The organism is Arsenicibacter sp. R0_47 (assembly GCF_057652235.1).
In genome coordinates, this window is record NZ_JBYFCJ010000001.1 from 781,045 (window position 1) to 802,754 (window position 21,710).

Genomic DNA, 21,710 nt, shown 5'->3' on the forward strand with positions numbered 1-21,710 from the left:
GTTGTGTATATCAATGAAATTATAAAGACGTTTTAACTCGTTTGATATTAATCAAGGTATTTAAAAAAACACATAGAGATAGTAAGTTTCTTTCACCTTTGCATTGTTTGCGGGTCCTAAATAAAAATTACTATGTTTCTACAGCTAAAATATATCTGGCTCACGAGGTTAAATAGCCTAACTAAGCGCTATTTGCAGTGGAAGCACAAAAGGCAGTATGCCATGCTGAAACGAAAAAGTATGGCTACTATTAAAAGCTTACAGCAGCAACCCCTCGTTCCGAACCGGAAAGAAATACGGCTTTTTGCTATTATGCGTAATGAGTCGCTGCGATTGCCGTATTTTTTGTCGTACTATAAAACACTTGGGGTAGACCGGTTCTTTTTTATTGATAATAATTCAACCGATAATTCGGCAATGTTGGCCTTAAGCCATCCACAGGTGCATGTGTTTCAAACAACGGATAGTTACAGAAATCACTGGTACTGGATGGAGCATCTGTTAGAAAAATATGGTAAAAACCAATGGTGTGTGGTGGTAGATATTGATGAGTTATTAACCTTCCCCTATGCCGATACACTCCGGCTCCCCGATGTGTGTGCTTTTCTGGAAAGTACGGGCGATACAGCCCTACGGGCATTACTGTTGGATATGTACTCCGATAAGCCGGTACAGGAAGCCGTTTATGAGCCGGGAGCAGATCCGCTACAGACCACTCCATTCTTCGATGCGTTCCACTATGAAGTCACCTTTCCCTATTTCGACCGGAAACGGTGGCAATCATTTCCATCTACCCACTACACAGGCGGCATGCGCGAGCGGGTGTTTGGCATCAGTACACCTGTTACCTCGCTTAATAAGTTTCCGTTATTTAACTATACACCGGAAACATATCTGGGGCAGGGGATGCACGCCATCAATGGGGCACGGGTTAGTGCGATGCAGGGTGTTGTGTTCCATACCAAATTCCTGCATGATTTTGTTCAGGAGGCCGCTGAAGAAAGTCTGCGCGAAGAGCATGTCAATAATGCGGCCTACTACAAGGACTTTAACCGAAAGTTGCATCAGCACCCTGACCTGTGTTTGGCCAATGCGGAGTCAGTACGTTATGAAAACTGGCAACAACTGGTTATGCTGGGCCTGATGAAAACGACAACGGCTTTTGAAACCTATGCGTCACGTTTAGCGCAAAAGAAGTCAGAATTAGTAAGTTAACCCCATGCCTGATTTCCCCCACTACCGCCAACCTGATGCCATGGATTGTGGCCCTACCTGCCTGCGTATGGTGTCGAAGCACTACGGGCGTAGCTTTTCGATGCCGTTTTTGCGGGACAAAACCGAAATCGGGCGGGAAGGGGTTTCGTTGCTGGGCATTGCGCAGGCCGCCGAAAGCATCGGTTTCCGGACGCTGGCCGTGAGGGTGTCGTTTGAACGGCTTGAGGGCGAAGCGCCCCTGCCCTGCATCGTACACTGGGGACAGAATCATTTCGTCGTAGTCTATAAAATCAAACGGGGAAAGGTCTACGTTGCCGACCCCGGCGCAGGGCTACTCACCTACACCCGTGACGAATTTGAAAGCCGGTGGGCGACTACCGTCACCGATGGCGAGCGTACCGGCATTGCCTTATTACTCGAAACAACACCCTTGTTTTTTGAGGATGACGACACCGAAACGTCAGACCTCCCCTCCCGTGCTTTTCAGGGGAGGGGCCGGGGGTGGGGTATACTATTCGGCTATCTGTGGCAGCATAAACGCCTGTTGATACAGCTTGGGCTGGGACTGGCTGTAGGCTCGGTGCTGCAACTGATATTACCCTTCCTGACGCAGTCCATCGTCGATACCGGTATTCAGACCCGCAACCTGCATTTTATTTACCTGGTGCTTGCCGCGCAATTGGCCTTGTTTATCGGCCGCATGGCCGTTGAGTTTATCCGTAGCTGGATATTACTCCACGTCAGTACCCGTATCAACCTCAGCATTCTGTCTGATTTTCTGATCAAACTCCTGCGACTGCCCGTCTCTTTTTTCGATACCAAACTCACCGGCGATATTCTACAGCGAATCGGTGACCACGGCCGTATTGAGCAGTTTCTGACCGGCACGTCGCTCAATACCCTGTTTTCGGTGTTCAACCTACTGGTATACAGTGTGGTGGCCGCTATGTATAATCTTGCCATTTTCGGCGTGTTTGTGCTGTCGAGCGTCCTCTATACCGCCTGGATTGTGCTTTTTCTCCGCTATCGTAAACAACTGGACCATAAGCGGTTTGCCCTCGCCTCGCAGAATCAGAGCAGCCTGATTCAACTGGTGCAGGGTTTACCCGAAATCAAGCTCAACAATGCTGAGCAGCTGAAACGCTGGGAGTGGGAGAACCTGCAGGTGAAACAGTTTAAACTGAGTATGAAGGGCCTGGCAATCGGGCAGTATCAGCAGGCCGGGGCGTTGTTTCTGAACGAAGGCCGGAATATCATCATTACGTTTCTGGCGGCAACGGCGGTCGTAAACGGGCAGATGACCCTGGGCGGTATGCTGGCCATGCAGTACATCATTGGGCAGCTCAACGGGCCGGTTGAACAGCTTATCGGGTTTATTCAGCACTATCAGGATGCACAAATCAGTCTCGAACGGCTGAACGAAATCCATGAGCAGGCGGATGAGGAAGTGACCGGAGCGGTTACACTTGCTGCTTCGGCCCCCAAATCAGTTGCGTTGCATGACCTTTGGTTTACCTATCCCGGTGCCGGTAACGATCCTGTGCTGAAAGGCATTAATCTGCACATACCTGCCGGCAAAGTCACTGCCATTGTTGGCACGAGCGGCAGCGGCAAAACAACCTTGCTGAAACTACTCCTCAAGTTCTACGAGCCCACAAAAGGGGAAATTTACCTCACTGAAAACCAATTTCAGTCCCCCTCTCCTGAATTCAGGCCGGGCCGACGATTCGGGAGGGGGCAGGGGGGTGAGGTTGCGGTCAGACTACCCGACATTTCGCACCGCACCTGGCGGGCAAGGTGCGGGACGGTTTTGCAGGACGGCTTTATTTTTTCGGATACGATTGCTAATAACATTGCTGTTTCTGACGCAACGCCTGACCGGCAAAAACTGGCCAATGCGGCACGGGTAGCTAATATTCACGGATTTATTGAGAGCCTGCCCCTGAAATACAATACAAAAATCGGGTCTGACGGGAGTGGGATCAGTCAGGGTCAGCGGCAACGGATGCTGATGGCACGGGCCGTGTATAAAGACCCGGACTATCTGTTTCTGGATGAGGCGACCAATGCCCTGGATGCCAACAACGAGCGTGTGATTCTGCACAACCTGGAGCAGTTTTTTAACGGTAAAACGGTAGTGGTTGTGGCGCATCGGCTCAGTACGGTCAAACATGCGGATCAGATTGTCGTGCTGGAGCACGGCGAAATTGTGGAGGTCGGTACGCACGCGGAGTTGACGCAACGTGCCGGCCGGTATTACGAACTGGTGCGGAATCAGCTGGAACTGGCGGAGGGGTAAAGAGTGAGAGAGTGAAAGAGTAAAGGGTGAGCTATGGATTTACGTGATTATGTGGGGGGGCGGAATGGCAGGGCCGAAGGTGAACTTCCGCCCGTTGCCGTTGACTGGTTGTCGGGTCCGGCTATGCAGCCGGAACAGCAGCCGGATGTTATTGAACTCCGTAGCCCGGATGTGGATGAGGTACTCAGTAAGCCACCGGCCTGGCTGGTACGCTGGGGTATTACAGTATTGGCGTTTGTGCTGCTTGTGCTGGGAGGTGTAGCCTATTGGGTCGAATACCCTGACCTGGTTAAGGCTACATTGAAAGTGGTGGCCACGCAATGGCCCAAATCGGTTATTGCCCGGACAGAAGGCCGGTTGATACGGTTGCTCGTTCAGGAACAACAACCGGTTAAAGCAGGCCAGCAACTGGCGTTTCTGGAAAGCACAGCCAATACCGGCGATGTATTGATGCTGGATAAGGTGGTTGATTCGCTTATCAGGCTTGAACAACGGGGGCAGATTCAGGAGATGATCCGGAACCCGTTGCCTTCCTTTTTTCAGCTGGGTGAGCTACAGCAGAGTTATCAGACGTTTCAGGAAACGAGTGTCCGGGCCAATGCGCTTACCACTTCGGGAGCCTATAGCCAAAAGCGGGAGGTGCTGCAAAATGATTTACAGCAGTTAACGGCCCTATCTGTAAACAATGAAGCCCAGATTCAGCTATACGAGCATGACCTGACGCTGACCGAAGCCGAACTGAAAAGCCAGGAACGGTTAATGAAACAGGGCTACGTGTCCCAAAATGACTACCGGCAGATGCTGAGCCGTTATCTGAGCAAGAAACAAACGGTTGCGCAGGCGCGTAATGCAGTTCATAGTCATCAGATGAGTCAGAACCAGAAAAAACAGGAGTTAGTCGAGCTGGACCGAACGGTACGGGAACAGCGGAATACGATGCTGCAATCGCTGCATACCCTGAAAAGTCAGCTGGAGGCCTGGAAGCAGCGGTTTGTTGTTATGGCACCCACCAACGGCCGCGTTTCGTTTCTGACCCCATTGCAGGAGGGGCAATCTGTAAAGGCGGGTCAGGAACTGCTGTATGTGTTGCCTGCCGGTGCGGGGTATACCGGCGAAATGTATGTGGGCGAATACAATTTTGGTAAAGTCCGGCAGGGGCAACCGGTTATTGTCAAGTTTAAAAGCTACCCCTATCAGGAGTTTGGGGTAGTGACGGGTAGGGTGCTGGCTATTGGGGATATACCCCGCGACTCGCTCTGGCGGGTTGCGGTGCAGTTTCCGCAGGGGCTCAAGACATCAACGGGCCGGCAGTTGCCTTTCCGGAATGGTATGATGGCATCGGCCGAAATCATTACCGAGCAGGTCAGCCTGCTGGAACGCTTCTTCTACGACCTTCGCAAGCTGATCCGATGAACTATTTTTTTGTTTCAGTAAAGACGCGTTTAACCCGGAACGCCAGCCTGATCGTTTACTCTTTCACTCGTTCACTCTTTCTCTGTCTCGCTCTTTCACCACTACACGCCCAGCCACTATCGCTTCAACAGTGTCAGGACTATGCCATTCGCCATAGTCTGGCAATACGTCAGGGGGAGTTGCAGGTCGAAACGGATCGGCTCACACAGCGTCAGACCGAACGGGCAGTCTGGCCAACGTTGGCAGGAAGCGTATCAGAGGGGCTTAATTTTGGCCGGACCATTGACCCGTTCAGCAACGGATTTGTACAACAGACAATTCATTCGGGCAGCGTTGGCTTAAACAGCAACTGGAATCTGTTTAACGGATTCCGGCAGCAACATCAGGTACAGCAGCAAACCTACATGCGGCAGGCCGATGAGGCTGAACTAATGCGGCAGAGGCTGGAAGTGCGCCAACGGGTAATTGGTGCCTATATGCAGGTACTGCTAAGTCAGCAACTGGCAGGGCTGGCGGAGTCGCAGCGACAAACCATTAACCGGCAGCGGGATCGTACGAAGGCACTGATTCAGGAGGGACAGGCCGCAACTGTTCAGTTAACGGACTGGGATGCACAACTGGCCGCAGCCGACTATGAGGTAGTCAGTGCCAGAACTTCCCTGCGGCAAAACAGCCTGCTCCTGCAGCAATTATTGAATTGGCAGGAAGCCGCGCCGTTAACTATTCAGGTGATTGATGTTCCGGAACCGGCAGCGCCACCAGTAAATGCGCAGCAATCTGACCGGTTACGGGAGCTACTGCCAACGCAGCCAATGGCGCAGGCGGCCGGTTGGCGTCTGAAAAGTGCTCAGTCGGGTTATGCCCTTGCCCGAACCTCACTACTGCCAACGATTTCGGTGGGAGGGGGTATTAACACGGCTTATTCCAGTGCTGCCCCCCGTGAACTATTCCCGATTGGCCGGCAATTGCAGTATAACCTCGGTCAGTATGTGCGTTTATCTCTTTCACTGCCTGTTCTGAACGGGCAACAGGCCCGGTTCCAGATCGCCCGTGCCCTTATTGCCCAAAAAACAGCTGAAATAGATGTGCAAAAGGTACGTTTACAACTAAATCAGGAAATTGAGCAGGCCGTGTTCGCGCAAACACTGGCATTTGAAAAGTGGCAAAGTGCACAACGGCAGGTTGAGGCGCAGCAAAAGGCATTACTGGCCGGTAAAGCACGGTTTGACGAGGGCCTCATTCACGTAATTGAGTATGCAACGTTGCAGACAAACCTGAACCGTGCATTGTCTAACCGGCTACAGGCACAGTATGAGTACTATTTCCGGAAACTCATCGCGGATACGTATCACAACTAACCTGCTCAGGGCGTTGGTTTACCGTACGTTTCTTCGTAAAGATGCACGCGCTTGCCGAAGAGCGTATGTCTGATCTGGATGAACAGTAAATTATCATAATCTAAATGCTCAATTTTAGTCATGGACGGTTTGGTGCCCAGCCCCTTTGCGATCTCCAGAATGGTATTGCTGTGGCCGACCACCAGTACGCTCCGGTCGTCCAATTTAGCTAAGCGGCTGATAATGGTACTCGTCGGGGAGGCCGGATATTGAGTGAACGGCAAGGCATTTAGCGAAGCGACTTTGGCCGCCGTCTGCTGTGTCCGGAGGTAGGGCGTGACAAAGATTGTGTCGAGGTGGATGCCTTCCAGGCGTTTGGCCAGGGCAAAGGCCCGCTCATGCCCCGCTGCTGACAGGCTTGTTGTGTCTGAATCATTGGCCCGCTCGCCGTGCCGGACGATGTAGATCGAAGCCGTCCGCGTACAGGCCGTGAAGCTGATTAAAAGTGCAAACAGAAGAATGTGTTTCATATAAAGTGTCGTGTTTGTCGGGACTCAATAAAAATAACCCATCAGCTGCCCGTTTGGTTGGTACATTTACTGATGGGTTATGGAATGCATGCATACGATGTTTAGCAGCAGGCATAGTTAGTATGCGGTGGCGGGCTTATGTACCCTGTTCGCTCTTTCACTCTTTCATTCATTCGCTCTTTGCCAGCTCCTGCACCGCCAGCCAGGCCATCAGGCCGGGACCGGTTTCGAGGGCGGCCTCGTCAATGTCGAATGTGGGCGTGTGTACTCCCGATACAATGCCACGGGCTTCGTTACGCGTACCGAGCCGGTAAAAACACGAATCGACAACCTGCGAATAAAAGGCAAAATCTTCGCCCGCCATCCATAAATCAAGGTCAACAACGTTGCTTTCGCCCATGTAATCCACGGCCGCAGCACGGGTCCGGCGGGTCAGTTCCGGATGGTTTTTCAGGTAAGGATAACCACGGACGACTTCGAAGTCGCAGCGCGCGCCCATGGCTTCGGCAATGCCCTCCGCCATTTTCTGCATCCGGCGCAGGCCGTCTTCCCGCCATTCTTCGTCCATGCAGCGGAACGTTCCCTGAATGGTAACTTCGTTCGGGATGACGTTGGTAACACCATCGGCGATAAACCGGCCGAACGACAGCACCGACGGATTAGCCGGTTTACGGTTGCGGCTGATGATCTGTTGCAGCGACACGATGATGTGCGACGCAATCAGGACGGGGTCAATCAATTGGTCAGGCATGGCGCCGTGGCCGCCTTTGCCTTTTACCGTCAGGTAGAGTTCATCGGTGCTGGCCATGTACATGCCTTCGCGGAAACCGATTTTACCCACCGGAATATTCGGCGCTACATGCTGGCCGAGCATGCTGCCGGGTGCCGGGTTTTCGAGTACACCGTCTTTGATCATGAGCGATGCCCCGCCCGGTGCTTTCTCTTCAGCCGGCTGAAACACCAGCTTAACCGTCCCTTCGAACTGGTCGCGCAGCACGTTCAGGATACGGGCCGTGCCAAGCAGACTAGCCGTGTGTACGTCGTGCCCGCAGGCATGCATTACGCCATCGACCGTTGATCTGTACGAAACGTCGTTGGCTTCCAGAATAGGCAGGGCATCCATATCGGCGCGCAGACCGACGACGCGGCCGGAGGGCGCTTTGGTGCCTTCGATCAGGGCAACCACACCGGTATTGGCCACGCCTTCCTGCGGGGTCAGGCCGAGGGCTTTGAGTTGTTCGGCCACATACCGGGCAGTATTGTACTCGTGAAACGACAACTCGGGGTTGGCGTGCAGGTGCCGGCGCGTAGCAATGCTATCGGCAGCGTATTGCTTCGCCAGTGATTTTATGGAATCGAGCATAGGGCGTTACTGCGTTGCTAAAAACTGATAATCATTAACGATAATTTTGAGGTAGTTGTAGTCCGGCAGCATAGTCATGGTGCCGGTAACTTCCTTTACTTTCTGAGCGGTACGGGACAGGGCATCGGCGTCGCCCCGTAACATAACCTCACGGATAATATGAATGTCGCGGTCCGAAAGTACGTTTACTTCGGGGAACGTAACCTGATAATCGGCCGGTAAATGGCTGACGGTTACTTCATCGAGCGATACGCTGGCTTTCAGCCGGACCACGGTGGTGCCCGCCGCAATGTCGCCAATACGCTGGCCGCGTTCGCTGGCGGCAATGGCAATAATGGCTACGAGTCCGCTGAACAGTTTGGTATCGACGAGGCGCAGCAGCCACCGCATCAGGTACGCGCCGATGCCCGGCTGAGAACCGTCGAGCATGACCACCCGGATGTTCATCGCGATTTTGCCTAATGTCTGGCCATTCAACTGCCACTCACAAACAAAGTCATAGAGGAAGATAGGCAATGCCCCGACCAGGATGACATAAAAAGTTCCGAGCGGTACTTTCGCTGCCGCCGGTAGGGCGAGCGTTAACAGTATCCAGCCGATGAAAACGGCATAATCAATGAATGTTGCCGCAATACGTTCGCCGATGCTGGCCGGCTCGTACTCCAGCCGTACGTTTTGTGATGTGAGGATAGAAACAGCCACCAGGTCGTTATCAAGTCAGGTCAGAAAAAGGAAACCGCCAGCTGCAACAGCATACAGATGGCTTTTGATGAAAACCGATTTGCAGACAAACATGGTTCATCAAATCAAAAGTAGTATCAAAAAGTTGGGTATTTACGTTTAAATTCTCAAATTTCTTCCCTGTTCGACCCCGCTTGCGTTAACACAAGCCACATCTGTTACTGATTCCTATGCGTGAAGCCGCGTTTATCAAGAAAAATACTGACAAATGGCGTGATATTGAGATTAATCCGACCCGCGACCCGGATGAGCTGACGGAGCGGTTCGTCGAACTCACGGATGATCTTTCATACGCACGCACATTTTACCCGCAATCGCAGGTGACCCAATACCTGAATGGGCTGGCGGCGCAGATGCACCGCGGGCTGATGCAGAACAAGCGCGAGGAGCGGGGCCGGTTTATCACGTTCTGGAAATACGAACTGCCAACGCTGTTTTACCAATCACACCGGCTGCTGCTGGTTTCGTTCATTGTTTTCCTGACGGCCTGTCTGGTCGGCTGGGTGTCTGCGGCCAACGATCCGACGTTTGTGCGGCTGATTCTGGGCGATGGCTACGTGAACATGACGCTCGAAAACATCAAAAAAGGCGATCCGCTGGGCGTGTATGGCAGCGGCGATCAGTCGACGATGTTCCTCCAGATAACGCTGAACAACATTATGGTGGCGCTCCGGGCGTTTGTCATGGGGATTGCCGCTTCGTTCGGCACCATTGTGATGCTGTTTTATAATGGCGTGATGCTGGGCTCGTTTCAGTATTTCTTTTACGAACGCGGGTTGCTGCTGGAATCAGTGCTTAAAATATGGATACACGGCACGCTCGAAATTTCGGCTATTGTCATTGCCGGCTGCGCGGGCCTCACAGTAGGGAATAGCCTGCTGTTTCCGGGTACCTATTCCCGGCTGACCTCGTTTAAACGCGGTGCGAAGCAGGGCCTGAAAATTGCCATCGGCCTGATCCCCGTTTTTATTGCCGCCGGTTTTCTGGAAAGTTTTGTAACCCGTCTGCCTTTGCATCCGGCCGCAAGCAGCGCCATTATTCTGATTTCGGCCGCATTCATCATCTGGTATTTTATCCTGTACCCCATTCAGCTGAACCGGCGCCAATAGGATAGGTATTCTGTTGCGCATCGCCTGAATTTTCGTTAGGTTTATAACTATTGACCGCATACATCCGAACCATGATTACTCTTTTTCAGCAGCGTGACTTTGGCGAAAAGATCAACGCTACCTTTACCTTTATCGGCCGCGAGTTTAAGCCATTCGGAACCGCTCTGATTTACATTGTAGGTCCGCTGGCGCTGGCAACAGGCATTGCGTCGGGCGTTTACCAGTCAAATATGCTGGCGATCACCCGGGGCCAGGGCAGCGAACTGCCGTTTGAGACACTGGCCCGCATTTTCAGTCCGGCGTATTTTCTACTGGTTTTGTTTTCCATTCTGTCCAATATACTCGTTAACCTGACCACCTACAGCTACATGAAGCTGTATCATGAGCGGTCCGGCGGGCCGATTGGGGTCAGTGAGTTGTGGGCCGAAATTCAGCGGCATATCGTGGCGTCCCTGCTGTTTTCGTTTATCAGTTTTGTCGCCATTGTTGCCGCCTCTATGTTTTTCTTTATTCCGGGCCTATATATCGGGGTGGTGCTGTCGCTGGGACTGGCTGTACTGGTGTTTGAAGAAACGGATTTCGGCGCCACCTGGAGCCGCTGCTTTCAGCTGATCCGTGATAAGTGGTGGTCTACGTTCGGGCTGATCGTAATCATGTTTATTATCCTGATGATCAGTAGCCTTGTCTTTTCTATACCGGCAGGTGTAGTCAGCATGCTGGTGAGTATGAAACTCGTGCCCGATATGCCGACAATTGTAACGATTATCACCAATACATTGAGCACTGTTGGCAGTACGCTGATGACTGCCCTGCTGGCCATGGCACTTGGCTTTCAGTATACTAACCTTGTGGAGCGAAATCACGGCACAGGGCTGTTATCTGCTATTGATTCAATCGGGAGCTCCCAAAGCCGCCCGAATACAGCCGATGAAGGTGAATTTTAAAAACTGCGTCTCCATTTCCCGGGTATTGGGCTGCGGCATCCCGTTCTTCGTCTTGTTGCTTGGACTGCTGATGGCGGCCGTACCGTTGCGGGCGCAGTCGCCGGAAAAACCGGCCTCGAAAACCGTCTCGTTCCCGGCCCCTGACGACCGCTTGCCGGTGACCGTCCGTTATCCGCCGGCCGACCGGCTGGACGATTACCGGTCGCAACGCGATTATCAGTATGACTACGACACCAAAATTCCGGAAAACCCGGTGGCCAAGTTCTGGGCGTGGCTGAGCCGGAAAATCAGTGATTTTCTGCGGAGTAAGGCTTACCATAATTTCTGGCAGTATGTGATTCTGCTGGTGATTGCCGGGGTTGCCATCTGGCTGCTCAGTAAGGCCAATGTGCTCCGGTTTATGTTTGGGGCAAAAGCCGCTGAGCAACCGCTCGATTACGAAAACATTACGGAGAATATACACGAGATCAACTTCGACGTCGCCATTGAAGAAGCTGTAACGCAGCGGAATTTCCGGCTGGCGATCCGGCTGGTCTATCTGCAGACGCTGAAACAACTGGCCGACAAGCGGCTTATCGACTGGAAACCGGATAAAACCAACCGGCAGTATCTGTATGAGCTCATGAATACCCCGTTTCAGCAGGATTTCGACCGGCTGACTACCCGCTTCGAGTACGTCTGGTACGGTGACTTTCCGGTAGATGAGCTGAGTTACCGGCAGTTTGCATCGGAGCGGCAGGCGATGATTGACCGTAAATAAGCAACCTGAATCGTTTGATTTTACCTAATTCCGTATCCGTTGAAGCCCAATAAATACCTGTTGATACTGGCGGCGATGCTGATCGCTTATGTGGTGTTTGAGTACTACCGCCCGAAACCGGTTGATTACTCGCCGACGTATCAGAACAACCATAAAATTCCGTTCGGGACAAAAGTGCTTTACGAGTTATTGCCTGGCCTGCTGAAACAAAAGGAGGTCCGGACCATTCGGATGCCGCCTTATAACCACCTGACCGAAGATACCCTCGCCGCACGGAGCAACTACATTACAATTTGTTCACAGTATGGTATCGATAAAAACGATCAGCGTGAGTTACTGAACTATGTGAAGCGGGGAAATAATGCGTTTGTCTCGGCCTATGACTGGCCTGACTCGCTTGCCAAAGCGCTGGGGTTTAAGGCAGAAATTAAAGCACCCCGCCTCCGCGACACCACGTTGCTGAACAATTTTGTGAATCCGCAGCTCCGTAAAAAGGGCGGATATAACTTTTTCCACGATGACGGCCGGAATTACTTTACGATCCTGAAACCATCGGGCATAACCGTGCTGGGGCGCAACGCACGGAATGAGCCTGTTTTTCTGAGAATCCGGTACGGCTCAGGTTATTTTTATGCCCATAATCTGCCATTGGCATTTACGAATTTCTTTGTCCTGAGTCCCAAAACCTCAGATTATGCGTTTAAAGCCATGTCGTATTTACCGGCCTGGCCAACCAGTTGGGACGAATACCAGAATCAGGGCCGTTTTGCCGAAGATGAGCAAAGTATCCTGCGGTTTATCTTCGCGCAACCAGCGCTGACGTGGGCGTATTACATTGTGATACTGGGCCTGATTCTGTACGCATTTTTTGCCGGCAAACGGACACAGCGGGTAATTCCGGTTGTAGAGCCGCCTAAGAATACATCACTGGAGTTTGTTCAGACGGTTGGCCGGTTGTATTTCCAGCAGGGTGATCACCATAACATTGGTCAAAAGAAAATTCAGTATTTTCTGGCAAATCTCCGCGAGCGCTATGGGCTGAACACCAATACGCTGAACGCTGAGTTTGCGGAGCTACTGGCGCTCAAGAGCGGTATTGCCCGTGGCGAGGCCGAAGAGCTGGTACGGGTGTTGCAAAGCGCCCGCCGGAGTATTACGCTGACGGAGTATGACCTGCTGGTGCTTAGTGCGGCCATCGAGAAGTTCAACCACGAAGTCAGACAGGGGTAACCAAAAAGTCAGGAAGGGGCATAATGATCATAACAAAAACTCGTGCCGCTTCTGGCTTAGCACCTTTGTGGTAACTAATTATATCAAAACAGAACGTCTTTACATACATGGAATCGTTTGAATCCCGCTTAGACCTGAATCATCTGAAAGCATCGGTAGATGCCATCCGTGCCGAACTCGGAAAAGTAATTGTTGGCCAGCATCATACCATCGACCTGCTGCTGACGGCGCTGCTGGCCGACGGCCATGTCCTGATCGAAGGGGTGCCCGGGGTAGCCAAAACGCTGCTGGCCAAGCTGCTGGCCCGTACGATTTCAGTTGATTTCAGCCGTATTCAGTTTACGCCCGACCTCATGCCGTCGGATGTGTTAGGTACATCGGTCTATACGCCGAAGCTGAATGACTTTGAGTTTAAACAAGGCCCGATTTTCTCCAACCTCGTCCTGATCGATGAAATCAACCGTGCACCGGCGAAAACGCAGGCGGCCTTGTTTGAGGTAATGGAGGAGCGGCAGGTGACGAACGATGGAACGACCTATAAACTGGCCAATCCGTTTATGGTGCTGGCTACCCAGAACCCGATTGAGCAGGAAGGAACGTACCGGCTGCCGGAAGCCCAGCTCGACCGTTTCCTGTTTAAAGTGGTTGTGGGTTATCCTGAAGCCGATGAGGAAGCTGCCATTTTGCGGGGCCATCACCAGCGCCGGAGTTTAGCCGATGCCGTAGCGGCCATTGAACCCGTGATTACGGCGGAAACACTGGCCGGATTGCGGGCCAGTGTGCATCAGGTTCATGTTGAAGAACAGCTGTTCGATTATATTGCGCAGATTGTCCGGAATACCCGTACCAATAAATCGCTTTATCTGGGTGCGTCTCCGCGGGCAGCGGTAGCGTTGCTGAACGGCGCCAAGGCGCTGGCTACGTTGCGGGGCCGCGACTTTATCACGCCCGAAGATGTACAGCAACTGGCTGCACCCGTATTGCGCCACCGCGTCCTGCTGACGCCGGAACGGGAAATGGAAGGCGGTACTGCCGACGATGTGATTGCGCAGGTTGTGCAGAAAGCCGACGTACCGCGATGAAACTAATCCGGTCTCTATACGTTTCGGTCCGCGTCTGGCTGGCGTTGGTAGGTTTTACCCTGTTGTTTGTCGCGGCCTTTGCGCTGCCGGTACTTTTGCCGGTTGCGCAGGTGGGGCTGGTGGTATTTATCCTGCTGCTGGCTATCGAAACGGTGCTGCTCTTCCGGCTCAAAGACGGCTTTTTTGCCCGTCGCGATGTACCGGACCGACTCTCGAACGGCGATGAAAATCCCCTGAGTATTTATCTGGAAAACCGCTATAGCTTTACCACGCCCGTGGAAGTGGTTGATGAATTGCCCCCGCAGTTTCAGCGGCGTGACGTGCTGTTCAGGGCTGAACTGAAATCGCGCGAAAAGCAGGTGATCCGCTATGAATTGAGGCCGGTGCGGCGGGGCGAATACAACTTTGGCGCGGTTAACGTGTTTGTGATGACGCCGTTACGCTTATTGAAGCGGCGGTACCAGTTTGAGCAGGGCAAAACAGTGGCGGTCTATCCCTCGTACCTGCAGATGCGGCAGTATGAGTTGCTGGCGGCAACGAACCGGCTGAACGAACTGGGCATTAAGAAAATCCGTCGTATCGGGCACAGCATGGAGTTTGAGCAGATCCGCCCCTATACGCGGGGGGATGATGTGCGTACGGTCAACTGGAAAGCAACGGCCCGCCGGACCGATGCGCAGGCAACCACGCTGATGGTGAACTCGTTTCAGGATGAGCGGTCACAGCCGGTATATTGCCTGATTGATAAGGGGCGTGTGATGCAATCACCGTTTGAAGGTCTGACCCTGCTCGATTATGCGATTAATGCATCGCTGGTTCTGAGTAATATCGCTATTTTCAAGCAGGACCGCGCGGGGTTGCTGACTTTTTCCCACAAGATCGGGCAGATGGTCGCTGCCGACCGGAAACCGGGCCATATGCTGCGGATACTCGAAGTACTCTACCGGCAGAAAACCCAGTTTCTGGAGACTGATTACGAAGCGCTCTACGCAACTGTCCGGACGCATATCCGGCAGCGGAGTTTGTTGTTGTTATTTACTAACTTTGAGACAGTCAGTGCCTTACACCGGCAGCTGCCGTTTCTGCGTCGCCTTGCAAAAGATCATCTGTTGCTGGTCGTTTTCTTTGAAAATACAGAACTGCGTTCCCTGCTTGACGAACCGGCGACAGATACTGAAGCGGTATACCTGAAAACAATCGGCGAGAAGTTTTCGTATGAAAAGAAGCAGATTGTTAAGGAGTTACAGCAATACGGTATTCAGACGATTCTGACTGCTCCCCAAAACCTGACGGCCAATACGGTCAACAAGTACCTGGAGCTGAAGGCAAGGGGCATGATATAATCCGGTTTACTTGCCGGACGAAACAAACTAAAACATGAAACGATTTTTCCGTATTGCGGGCCTTGCCCTGGTTGGGCTGCTGGTTGTTTTACTGGTCAATACATTCCGGTTTGCCTCAAAGCAACTCACCGATGTGAAACCGGCCCCGGCGTTGCAGGTTGGCGATTCGGCACTGATCCGCCTGAGTCAGGCGCTGCGGATACGGACAGTTTCGTTTACCGATTATTCCTTGACCGACACTACCCAGTTTGATCAGTTCCTGTCATTTATCCACAAGGCTTATCCACTTATCCACAGTACGTTGACGCAGGAACGGTTTCCGAACTATGCGGTGATGTATACGTGGCCCGGCAAGGACACCAAACGAAAGCCGGTTCTGCTGATCGGACACTACGATGTGGTGCCGGTTATTCAGGGAACGCAGCGGATGTGGAAGCACCAGGCATTCGCAGGTGAGTCTGAGGGCGGTTATCTCTATGGCCGCGGGGCGCTCGATGATAAAGCAACAGTGATGGGCTTACTGGAAGCCGTGGAATACCTGCTGAAAACAAACTACCAGCCCGAACAAACGATTATGCTGGCTTTCGGGCCGGATGAAGAAACGACAGGCCGGGGCGCTAAAACGATGGCTGCTGCGCTGAAAAAACGCGGTATTGAGCCGGAAATGGTGCTCGATGAAGGCGGCGTAATTAAAACTGACGGCGTGGCAGGCCTAAAGAAGCAGATTGCGCTTGTAGGCATTGCTGAAAAAGGCTACGTGAGTCTGCAATTGTCGGCAACCGGTGAGGGCGGTCACTCATCTATGCCACCGAAGCAGACCAGTATCGGCATTATTGCCAGTGCCGTCGCGAAGCTGGAAGCGAATCCGTTTCCCGGTCGTCTGGATGCCGGTCTGAACTATATGTTCCAGTATCTCGGGCCGGAAATGGGCTTCGGACAGCGGCTGGTATTTGCCAATCAGTGGTTGTTTTCGCCGGTCATCAGCTCGATTCTGGGCGGTACACCGGCGGGCGATGCTACCCAGCGGACAACCACCGCACCCACAATTTTTAAAGCAGGAGAAAAAGAAAACGTGCTCCCGATTGATGCTGTGGCAACGGTCAATTTCCGGATCTTACCGGGCGAGACAATCAAGAGTGTGACGGAGCGGGTTATTGAGGTAATCGGTGATGAGCGGGTGAAGGTAGCGCTTATTCCCGGTACGATAGGTTCGGAGCCGTCTCCGGTTTCTGACCCCGATGCCGCGCCGTTTGGGCGGGTACAGCGGGCCATCCAGAGCGTTTTCCCCGAAGTGATTGTGTCGCCGTATCTGATGCTCGGAGCGGCTGATGCACGGCATTACACCGGTATTTGTAAAAATGTCTACCGCTTCATGCCCGTGCGGATGAGCGATGAAACCCTTAAACTGCTCCATGGCACCAATGAGCGCATTGCCGCTAATGACTACCGGCAAATGATTCAGTTCTACATTCAGCTGATTACGCTGGATAAAAACTGATTTCCGGTATACCACAAAGGCACATAGAACACAGAAGTAACCTGCTTTGTGCTCTATGTGCCTTTGTGGTGTAAAAACTAATTATCACTTACGCTTCCCGATACTGACTCGTAGTCAGATTTCAGACGCCCCATTTCGCGGGCCAGAAACGTTTGCAGTTGCCGGTTAAATGCCTCTTTTTCGTCATCAGGCAGGGCATTATATAAGTCCTTCAGCTCCTGATTGATGGCCGCCCGTTCTTCGGCCGTAGCCGCGTTGATGGAGCGGTAGTGGTATTTTCTGAAATCGTAGTCCATAGAGCCATAAAAAAAGCCGTTAAGAAGCAGGGTCACTACCTCTTAACGGCTATGAATGTCTGATAGTTAGTTGTTCAGGATTTCCCGGGCTTCTTTCAGCCGTGCCCGCTCGATTGAGCCTGAAACCAGAATACTGATTTCATACAGCATCGCCAACGGCAGGGCAACGAGAATCTGACTGTAAATGTCGGGTGAAGGCGTAATGATACCGGCAACGACCAGGATAACGATCCAGGCATGCTTGCGGTATTCACGCATGAAACGTGGCGTTAGAATCCCCACTTTTGACAACACAAAAGCCACAATCGGCATCTGGAACATAAGCGCACAACCAAGCGACAGGGTTACCAGTACACCTACGTACGACGTAATATCGAACTGGTTTTTAATCTGGGGCGCAATCCGGAAGTTTGCCAGGAAGTTAATGGCTAGCGGCGAAACGATGTAATAGCCGAACAACAGGCCTAACAGAAACAGCATCGACACATAAAAAACCGCACCTCTTGCTGCCTGGCGTTCTGACGAACGAAGGCCGGGTTTGATAAACCGCCAAAGCTCCCAGAACGCATACGGGAAGGAAAAGCAAAGCCCGATAATGGCTGATGACGTCAGGGCCATCGTAAACGGATCGGCAATGCCGATTGCCTGAAGCTCAAAGTCCAGATCTTTTACACAAAGCGCTTCGTAACCCGAAATCTCGGCCAGCCTACACATTTGCCTGTACGTCCAGAAACCCGGATTAGCAGGGGCTAAAATAACGTACTGGAAGATGTCCTGGATAAAAATGAACGCCACGATCGCAAACACGAAAATCGAAGCCACCGCCCTGATGATGTGCCAGCGTAACTCTTCAAGGTGTTCGAGGAAGGTCATTTCACCACCTTCTTCCGCTTGTTCTTCGTCCTGATCGTACCGATCTTCAAATGCTTGGTCGAGTGCCATATAAAAATTGCGAATGAGTGATTGAGCGATTGAGTGAGAGCAGTTGAAAAAATCGCTCAGTCACTCAATCACTCAATCACAAATAAAGTTATGCGTATAACGGAAACGCCTTCATCCAGGAATTAATTTCCTCCCGAACGGTCTGAATTTTGGCGTCGTTATCGTGGTTCATCAATACCTCATCGATGTAGCCAACGATCTGCTCCATGTCGCTTTCTTTCATACCGCGGCTGGTCATGGCTGCCGTACCGACACGCATACCTGACGTAACCATCGGCGACTTGTCGTCGAACGGAACCATGTTTTTGTTAATCGTAATGTCAGCTTTGATTAGCGTGTTCTCAGCCAGCTTGCCGGTCAGCCCTTTTGAACGCAGGTCGATCAGCATCAGGTGATTATCCGTACCGCCCGAAATGATCTGGTAACCTTTGTCAACAAATGCCTTAGCCATTGCCTGGGCGTTGGCCTTAACCTGTACCGCGTAGTCGTAGAAATCGTCTGACAATGCTTCGCCGAAGGCAACGGCTTTGGCAGCAATCACGTGCTCCAGTGGACCACCCTGCGTACCCGGGAAGACACCCGAATCCAGCAGCGAAGACATTAACCGGATATCGCCTTTCGGTGTTTTGATGCCGAACGGGTTTTCGAAATCATTCCGCATCATGATCAGACCACCGCGCGGACCACGCAGCGTTTTGTGCGTCGTGGTGGTTACGATATGGCAATGCTCCAGCGGATCGTTAAGTAACCCTTTGGCAATCAGACCAGCAGGGTGCGAAATGTCGGCCAGCAGCAGCGCGCCGATCTGATCGGCAATCGCCCGCAGACGAACATAATCCCAGTCACGGCTATAGGCCGATGCACCGCAGATGAGCACTTTCGGACGCTCACGCAGGGCTGTTTCTTCTACAACGTCGTAATTGATAACGCCGGTTTCCCTTTCGACACCGTAGAATGTCGGGCGGAAATATTTACCGGAAATGTTCACCGGCGAACCGTGGGTCAGGTGACCGCCGTGCGACAGGTCAAAGCCCAGGATGGTATCACCTGGTTGCAGACAGGCCAGGAATACCGCCGTGTTAGCCTGTGCACCTGAGTGCGGCTGCACGTTTGCCCATGAAGCCCCGAAGAGTTCTTTGATCCGGTCAATGGCCAGCTGCTCAATTTGGTCAACTACTTCGCAACCACCGTAATACCGTTTACCTGGTAAGCCTTCTGCGTATTTATTGGTTAATACACTGCCGGCAGCCTCCATTACCTGGCGGGAGACAAAGTTTTCAGAAGCAATCAGTTCGATACCTGATTCCTGGCGATGTTGTTCTTTGGCAATGAGATCAAATACCTGCGTGTCGCGGGCGGTAGTTGTCGTTGCAGTTGACATGTTAGTGAACTCCGTTTGGTAAAATTGAACTGTTGACCGCTGATCAGCCGGACGGATAGGTTCCCGGCTTTCGTCAGCCAACTCTTTTTCCGGCAAAGGTACGGCATTTTGTTGTACGGCACAGCATACCAGTGGAGTGGGTAGCGCGACAAGTTAAATTTTTCGGCAGGATCAGCCTCTAAAAACGGTGATCCTGCCGAAAAGCGGGGAGAATGCTAATCGTATTTTAATAGATTTCTTCTTCAACCAGTACCGGAACCTCTTTATCACGGTACAGCGTCTGGTATTTCAGCGGGGTTGTACCGGTCTGTTGCCGGAACTGCCGGTGGAAATGGGAGATATTATTAAACCCGCATTCCAGACCAACCTGCCCGACGCTCATATCGGCCTGGGTCAGCAATTTGCGGGCATGACTGATCCGGAGTTCATTGAGGTATTCGACGAACGATTTGTTGGTTCGCTTGCGGAAATACCGGCAGAAAGCCGCCGGTGCCATGCCGGCAATTGAGGCAATTTCATCAATCCGGATTTCTTTCCGGAAGTTATGCAGCATGTGCTCAAGCACCCGCTTCATCCGTTCGGTCTCGGCTTCATTCGGCGTAAGCTGGTAACTATCGCTGGCCAGTAATACCGCTTCGGTATCGTAGCTGAGTTCGTTCAGGATCTGAAGCCAGTCAATAATCCGTTCCATGCCGCTGCGTGTCAGAAGCCGTTCCATTTTCCGGCCGATGCGCTGCTGAAACTCTTCGCTAAACAAGATGCCATACTTCGCCCGGTGCAGCATCTGCATGATACGGTCTGCTTCCGGGAGCGTGCGGAAAAGGGCATTGTCAAGGTTCGGGCTGAACTGGATAACGTAAGCTTCAGAGGTAAGAAATTCCGGCTGGTCTTCGTCATTGCGCCAGAAATGCGGCAGGTTTGGGCCCAGTAACACCAGATCGCCCGGTACAAAATCCCCGACGTGGTCACCGACAAAGCGTTTTCCGCTGCTGCGGACAATGTAGGTCAGTTCATACTCAGGATGATAGTGCCAGGGAACATTGAAACGGTTGACAGAGACATGTTTGGTGAGCAGCGATTCCTGATCAGCAATGCTGACTTTTTCGAATAGGGCTTTCATAACGTAATGACAATAAATTGTACTTTATTGACCGTAAAAGGAAAGTTGTTGAGGTGAATGAGTCAAAAAAACATACAAATAAGCAAATAATCTGAATGTTTGTCAAGTACTAAGCCCGCATTTTTGTAACAGTAAATAAAGAAATAATTTAACTTTTACCATCATGCTAACTGCCATAGATAAATCATCACGCTTAAACCAGCTGACCGAACCTTTTGCGGTCACACCCGCGCAACGGGCGTTTTATCAGGAATACGGCTTCATTAAGCTGAAGCACGTTTTATCGCCTGAGGTGCTGGCCTACTATGGCAATCTGATTACGGAGTGGGTAATCAGACTGAATACGCTTACAAAACCGATGGAGGAACGTACGACGTATGAACGTGCTTTTCTCCAGATTATGAATTTATGGCGTGAAAACGACGAGATCAAAGAATTTGTCTTTTCCCGTCGTCTGGCACAAATCGCGGCCGACCTGATGGACGTCAGCGGTGTCCGGCTTTACCACGATCAGGCACTGTATAAAGAACCGTCGGGCGGCATTACGCCCTGGCATGCCGATCAGTTTTACTGGCCGCTTGCCAGCCCTAAAACCGTAACCGTCTGGATTCCGTTGCAGGAAACGCCGATGAACATGGGCCCGCTGGCGTTTGCTGCCCGGAGTCAGCACGTGGAAATCGGCCGGGACATCGAAATCAGCGACGAAAGCGAGCGACTGTTGTCGGACGAATTGCAGCGCATGAACTTCGAGATGAACGATACACCCTTCGACCTGGGCGAAGTCAGCTACCATGCCGGCTGGACGTTTCACCGTGCCGGCCCTAACACATCAGATGTACCCCGTAAGGTAATGACGATGATCTACATGGATCAGAATCAGGTTATTATGCCGCCGAGAAATACGTTTCAGCAGGCAGACTGGGAAACATGGCTGGCGTCTTATCCCATCGGAAGCAGCCCGGCCAGCGACCTGAATCCGGTTTTGTATAGCCGGCCCTAACGTTCAAATAGCCTTTTTAACGAAAATATCAGTAATTAGATCGTGTTGTATAGTAGTATTACTGACACGGGTTGTTTTTAGACTATTCGAGTGAATAAAAATTAATA

19 protein-coding genes are annotated in these 21,710 nt (G+C 52.0%); 12 read left to right on the top strand and 7 right to left on the bottom strand.

What is annotated here, in order from left to right; genetic code table 11:
• The first annotated feature begins 240 nt into the window (after positions 1 to 240).
• Genes AC23NW_RS03105 through AC23NW_RS03120 form a run of 4 tightly spaced genes read left to right on the top strand, consistent with a single transcriptional unit; the run spans position 241 to position 6,285 of the window.
• The gene (locus tag AC23NW_RS03105; RefSeq protein ID WP_487447627.1) at positions 241 to 1,215 is read left to right on the top strand and encodes a glycosyltransferase family 2 protein; all 975 of its coding nucleotides are present in this window, start codon (positions 241 to 243) and stop codon (positions 1,213 to 1,215) included.
• Between the two features lie 4 nt (positions 1,216 to 1,219).
• Complete coding sequence (locus tag AC23NW_RS03110) at positions 1,220 to 3,514, top strand: peptidase domain-containing ABC transporter (protein ID WP_487447628.1); 2,295 nt, start codon at positions 1,220 to 1,222, stop codon at positions 3,512 to 3,514.
• Between the two features lie 33 nt (positions 3,515 to 3,547).
• On the top strand, positions 3,548 to 4,927 hold the full coding sequence (locus tag AC23NW_RS03115; RefSeq protein WP_487447629.1) for a beta-barrel domain-containing protein: 1,380 nt from the start codon (positions 3,548 to 3,550) through the stop codon (positions 4,925 to 4,927).
• The gene (locus AC23NW_RS03120) at positions 4,924 to 6,285 is read left to right on the top strand and encodes a TolC family protein (protein WP_487447630.1); all 1,362 of its coding nucleotides are present in this window, start codon (positions 4,924 to 4,926) and stop codon (positions 6,283 to 6,285) included. Before AC23NW_RS03115 ends, AC23NW_RS03120 begins: the two co-directional genes overlap by 4 nt.
• A gap of 5 nt (positions 6,286 to 6,290) precedes the next feature.
• Here the strand turns inward: AC23NW_RS03120 and AC23NW_RS03125 are convergent, their stop codons facing one another.
• The 3 genes from AC23NW_RS03125 to AC23NW_RS03135 all read right to left on the bottom strand — a co-directional run bounded on the left by AC23NW_RS03125 (position 6,291) and on the right by AC23NW_RS03135 (position 8,859).
• Entirely contained in the window at positions 6,291 to 6,794 is a 504-nt protein-coding gene (locus AC23NW_RS03125) for a SixA phosphatase family protein (protein ID WP_487447631.1), read from the bottom strand.
• Positions 6,795 to 6,963: 169 nt separating this feature from the next.
• Positions 6,964 to 8,157, bottom strand: coding sequence for a M20 metallopeptidase family protein (locus tag AC23NW_RS03130; protein ID WP_487447632.1), 1,194 nt, complete (start codon positions 8,155 to 8,157; stop codon positions 6,964 to 6,966).
• Positions 8,158 to 8,163: 6 nt separating this feature from the next.
• Entirely contained in the window at positions 8,164 to 8,859 is a 696-nt protein-coding gene (locus AC23NW_RS03135; protein WP_487447633.1) for an RDD family protein, read from the bottom strand.
• A 209-nt stretch (positions 8,860 to 9,068) separates the two neighbouring features.
• Here AC23NW_RS03135 and AC23NW_RS03140 point away from each other — a divergent pair, with 209 nt between their 5' ends.
• The 7 genes from AC23NW_RS03140 (at position 9,069) to AC23NW_RS03170 (ending at position 16,864) form a co-directional block, all read left to right on the top strand.
• Complete coding sequence (locus tag AC23NW_RS03140; protein WP_487447634.1) at positions 9,069 to 10,007, top strand: stage II sporulation protein M; 939 nt, start codon at positions 9,069 to 9,071, stop codon at positions 10,005 to 10,007.
• A gap of 71 nt (positions 10,008 to 10,078) precedes the next feature.
• On the top strand, positions 10,079 to 10,951 hold the full coding sequence (locus AC23NW_RS03145) for a hypothetical protein (RefSeq protein WP_487447636.1): 873 nt from the start codon (positions 10,079 to 10,081) through the stop codon (positions 10,949 to 10,951).
• On the top strand, positions 10,935 to 11,711 hold the full coding sequence (locus AC23NW_RS03150) for a DUF4129 domain-containing protein (RefSeq protein WP_487447637.1): 777 nt from the start codon (positions 10,935 to 10,937) through the stop codon (positions 11,709 to 11,711). Before AC23NW_RS03145 ends, AC23NW_RS03150 begins: the two co-directional genes overlap by 17 nt.
• Positions 11,712 to 11,750: 39 nt before the next feature.
• On the top strand, positions 11,751 to 12,941 hold the full coding sequence (locus AC23NW_RS03155) for a DUF4350 domain-containing protein (protein ID WP_487447639.1): 1,191 nt from the start codon (positions 11,751 to 11,753) through the stop codon (positions 12,939 to 12,941).
• Between the two features lie 107 nt (positions 12,942 to 13,048).
• The gene (locus AC23NW_RS03160; protein WP_293834860.1) at positions 13,049 to 14,023 is read left to right on the top strand and encodes an AAA family ATPase; all 975 of its coding nucleotides are present in this window, start codon (positions 13,049 to 13,051) and stop codon (positions 14,021 to 14,023) included.
• On the top strand, positions 14,020 to 15,366 hold the full coding sequence (locus AC23NW_RS03165) for a DUF58 domain-containing protein (RefSeq protein ID WP_487447642.1): 1,347 nt from the start codon (positions 14,020 to 14,022) through the stop codon (positions 15,364 to 15,366). The genes AC23NW_RS03160 and AC23NW_RS03165 overlap by 4 nt, the downstream gene beginning before the upstream one ends.
• 34 nt (positions 15,367 to 15,400) lie before the next feature.
• Positions 15,401 to 16,864 carry a M20 family peptidase gene (locus AC23NW_RS03170; RefSeq protein ID WP_487447643.1) on the top strand — a complete coding sequence of 488 codons (1,464 nt, stop codon included), beginning with the start codon at positions 15,401 to 15,403 and terminating at the stop codon, positions 16,862 to 16,864.
• Positions 16,865 to 16,941: 77 nt separating this feature from the next.
• Here AC23NW_RS03170 and AC23NW_RS03175 read toward each other — a convergent pair whose 3' ends face one another.
• From AC23NW_RS03175 to AC23NW_RS03190, 4 genes are all read right to left on the bottom strand, one after another.
• Positions 16,942 to 17,160, bottom strand: coding sequence for a hypothetical protein (locus tag AC23NW_RS03175; protein ID WP_293834897.1), 219 nt, complete (start codon positions 17,158 to 17,160; stop codon positions 16,942 to 16,944).
• Positions 17,161 to 17,226: 66 nt separating this feature from the next.
• Positions 17,227 to 18,102: a twin-arginine translocase subunit TatC gene (gene tatC / locus AC23NW_RS03180; protein ID WP_293834869.1), complete on the bottom strand. Its 876-nt coding sequence runs from the start codon at positions 18,100 to 18,102 to the stop codon at positions 17,227 to 17,229.
• Between the two features lie 88 nt (positions 18,103 to 18,190).
• Entirely contained in the window at positions 18,191 to 19,483 is a 1,293-nt protein-coding gene (locus tag AC23NW_RS03185) for a serine hydroxymethyltransferase (RefSeq protein ID WP_293834871.1), read from the bottom strand.
• Between the two features lie 226 nt (positions 19,484 to 19,709).
• Positions 19,710 to 20,603, bottom strand: coding sequence for a helix-turn-helix domain-containing protein (locus AC23NW_RS03190; RefSeq protein ID WP_293834873.1), 894 nt, complete (start codon positions 20,601 to 20,603; stop codon positions 19,710 to 19,712).
• 163 nt (positions 20,604 to 20,766) lie between these two features.
• Between AC23NW_RS03190 and AC23NW_RS03195 the strand changes: the two genes are divergently transcribed.
• Positions 20,767 to 21,603, top strand: a complete 837-nt coding sequence (locus AC23NW_RS03195) for a phytanoyl-CoA dioxygenase family protein (RefSeq protein WP_487447646.1) — start codon at positions 20,767 to 20,769, stop codon at positions 21,601 to 21,603.
• Positions 21,604 to 21,710: the final 107 nt, after the last annotated feature.